Source organism: Hydrogenophaga sp., from assembly GCF_041633695.1.
In the GTDB taxonomy this organism is placed as follows: domain Bacteria; phylum Pseudomonadota; class Gammaproteobacteria; order Burkholderiales; family Burkholderiaceae_C; genus Hydrogenophaga.
The window spans coordinates 1-3,354 of the sequence record NZ_JBFJMY010000447.1; the positions used below are offsets into that span (position 1 = coordinate 1).

General features: G+C 64.2%; 2 protein-coding genes. One reads left to right on the top strand and one right to left on the bottom strand.

Annotated features, from left to right (window positions below; genetic code table 11):
• Window positions 1–855: efflux RND transporter permease subunit (locus tag ABYB95_RS19850; protein WP_372660876.1), on the top strand; the 855-nt coding region annotated here is incomplete at its 5' end.
• A gap of 143 nt (window positions 856–998) precedes the next feature.
• Here ABYB95_RS19850 and ABYB95_RS19855 read toward each other — a convergent pair.
• A partial coding sequence (locus ABYB95_RS19855) for a bifunctional uridylyltransferase/uridylyl-removing protein GlnD (RefSeq protein ID WP_372660879.1) occupies window positions 999–3,354 on the bottom strand: 2,356 nt, incomplete at its 5' end.

Here is a 3,354-nt window from a genome sequence, read left to right on the forward strand (position 1 = left end):
CTGGAAGCCAGCGCGCGCGAACACCTGGACGTGCTGGGCCGCCTCACGGTGCCGGGCAGCAAAGGCCCGGTGATGCTGTCGCAAGTGGCAACGCTGAGTTTTGGCGGCGGGCCTGCGGTGATCGCGCGCTACGACCGTTCGCGCAACATCAATTTCGAGGTGGAGTTGGCCGGTATCGCCCTGGGCGACATGAAGACCGCCGTGGACAAACTGCCCACCATGAAAAACCTGCCCGCCGGGGTGTCGGTGCTGGAGATTGGCGACGCCGAGGTGCAAGGTGAACTGTTCGCCAGCTTCGGTCTGGCCATGTTGACCGGGGTGTTGTGCATCTACATCGTGCTGGTGTTGTTGTTCAAGGCCTTTTTGCACCCGTTCACCATTCTGGCGGCGCTGCCTTTGTCGCTGGGCGGGGCCTTTGTGGCGCTGCTGCTGGCCGACAAAGCGTTTTCCATGCCGTCCTTGATCGGTTTGATCATGCTCATGGGGGTGGCGACGAAGAACTCGATTCTGCTGGTGGAGTACGCGATCGAAGCCCGGCGCGCGCACGGCATGAACCGGCTGGACGCGATCTTGGACGCCTGCCACAAGCGCGCCCGTCCGATCGTGATGACCACGCTGGCCATGGGCGCGGGCATGCTGCCCATCGCCATGGGCTGGGGCAATGCCGACAGCAGCTTCCGCTCGCCCATGGCGGTGGCGGTGATCGGCGGACTGATCACGTCCACCTTCCTGAGCTTGCTGGTGATCCCGGCCGTGTTCACCCTGGTTGACGACGTGTCGATCTGGTTCGGCCAGGTGTTGCGGCGCAAGCCGGCTCCACCCGCGATGGCGGAACCGCTGCCTGTGCAGCCCTGAGTTTGCAGCCCTGAGGCTGCGTGGGGAATTTAGGCTTTTCGCAGCGAATCCGCGGCGGGTGCGAGCCGCGCGGACCGAAGCGCCGACATCGCGGTTCCGGCTCGGCCGGGCCGCCGATACCGGGCTCCTCCCTTGAAAGGGCCTCAGCTTTCCAGCGTCTTGAGCAGTTCGGTCTCGATCTGGATTTGCCGCTTGTTGACTTGGAGCTGTGCACCGCTGATCAAGAACGTGTCTTCCACCCGCTCCCCCAGCGTGGTGATCTTGGCCAGTTCCACGCTGATCTCGTGGGTCGCCAGCACGCGGGCGATGGAGTAGAGCAGGCCGGCCCGGTCGCTGGTCGAGACACTGAGCAGCCAGCGTTGGGCTTTGTCGTCCGGGCGTAGATCGACGCGCGGCGTCACCGGGAAGCTGCGCACCCGGCGCGAAAGCCGGCCCATGCTGGGGGTGGGCAGTGGTCCCCGGCTGTCGATGGTGTTGGCCAGATCGATCTCCACCATCGCGGTGAGTTCGCGGTAGTGCTCGGACAGACTGGGCGCGATCACCTGGAAGGTGTCGAGCGCATGGCCGTTGTGGGTGGTGTGCACCCGCGCGTCCAGGATGCTGAAGTCGGACTCGTCAAAGTAGCCGCAGATGCGGGCAAACAAATCGTGCTGATCGGGGGCGTACACCAGCACCTGCAGGCCTTCACCTGCGGGGGACAGGCGGGCGCGCACGATGCATTTGTCGGGTGCGGCCGGCAGCGGCGCCTTGTCCGCGACGGGGTTGTCGTCGTCCGATTGGGCTTGTGCCTGCGCCGCCGCCAGCTTGGCTGCGGTCTGGGCCATCTGGCGTGTGAGCACACGGGTGTGCCAGGCGATCTCGTCCGCCTGGTGGCGCATGAAATAGCTCACATCCAGGTTGTTCCACAACACTTTGTGGGCCATGTGGGGCAGGGCGTGCAGCGCCAAAGACGCCAGCGCTTCGCGCTTGCGCGCCTCGATCAGGGCGTTGGGGTCGGGCGCCCGGCCACCCAAAGCGCGCAGGGTGTAGCGGAACAGGTCTTCCAGCAGTTTGCCTTTCCAGGCGTTCCAGACTTTGGGACTGGTGCCCCGGATGTCTGCCACGGTGAGCAAATACAAGGCGGTCAAGTAGCGCTCGTTGCCCACGCGTTTGGCAAAGGCGGCAATCACGTCCGGATCGCTCAGGTCTTCTTTCTGGGCCATGCGGCTCATGTCCAGGTGGTGCGCGACCAGGAACTCGATCAGCTGGCTGTCTTCGCGGGCAATGCCATGGTCGCGGCAGAACACCCGCACATCGTGGGCACCGAGTTCCGAATGATCGCCGCCACGGCCTTTGGCGATGTCGTGGAACAAGGCCGCGACGTAGAGGATCCAGGGCTTGTCCCAGCCACTGGCCAGTTGGGAGCAAAACGGGTATTCGTGCGAATGCTCGGCAATGAAGAAGCGGCGCATGTTGCGCACCACCATCAGGATGTGCTGGTCCACCGTGTAGACGTGGAACAGGTCGTGCTGCATCTGGCCCACGATGTGGCGAAACACCCAGAGGTAGCGCCCCAGCACCGAGGTCTGGTTCATCAGCCGCAGCGCGTGCGTGATGCCTTCGGGCTCCTGCAACATGCGCAAGAACATGGCCTGGTTGACCGGGTCGTTGCGGAACTGCGCGTTCATCACCGGCCGGGTGTTGTAGAGCGCACGCAGCGTGCGTGCCGACAATCCCTTGATCCCCAGCGTGGTCTGGTAGATCAGAAAGGTTTCCAGAATCGCGTGGGGCTGCTGCACATACAGGTTGTCGCCCGCCACCTCCAGCATGCCGCCTTTGTCAAAAAACCGTTCGTTGATCGGGCGCAGGCGCTCGACCGGACTGCCGTCGTCGTACAGCCGTTCCTTGATGTTGAGCAGCAGGATCTGGTTGAGCTGGGTCACCGCTTTTGCTGCCCAGTAGTAGCGGCGCATCAGCAGTTCGCTGGCGCGGCGCGTGCCTTTGGCCGTGGGCGGTGTGGGCGCGTGGTTGGGGCCGTCGCCACTGGGCACCACCATCGGTGGCACATGGGCCTTGAACCCGAACGACTCGGCCACCGCCGTCTGCAGATCGAACACCAGCCGGTCTTCGCGCCGCTTGGCCAGCAGATGCAAACGCACCCGGATCAGACTGAGCAAGGCCTCGTTGGCTTTGATCTGGCGCGCCTCCAACGGCGTGGCCAAACCCTTGCGCGCCAGGTCGTCCCAGCTGCTGCCCAGGCCCGCCGCTTTGGCGACCCAGAGAATCATTTGCAGATCGCGCAAGCCACCGGGCGATTCTTTGCAGTTGGGCTCCAGCGAATACGGCGTGTTTTCAAACTTGTTGTGGCGCTGGCGCATCTCCAGCGTCTTGGCGACGAAAAAAGCTTTCGGGTCCAAGGCCTCGTCCAGGTGCTGGATCAGTTCGGAAAACTGCTTTTTCCCCCCTGCGACCAGGCGGGCTTCCAGCAGCGAGGTTTGCACGGTCACGTCGCGCGCGGCC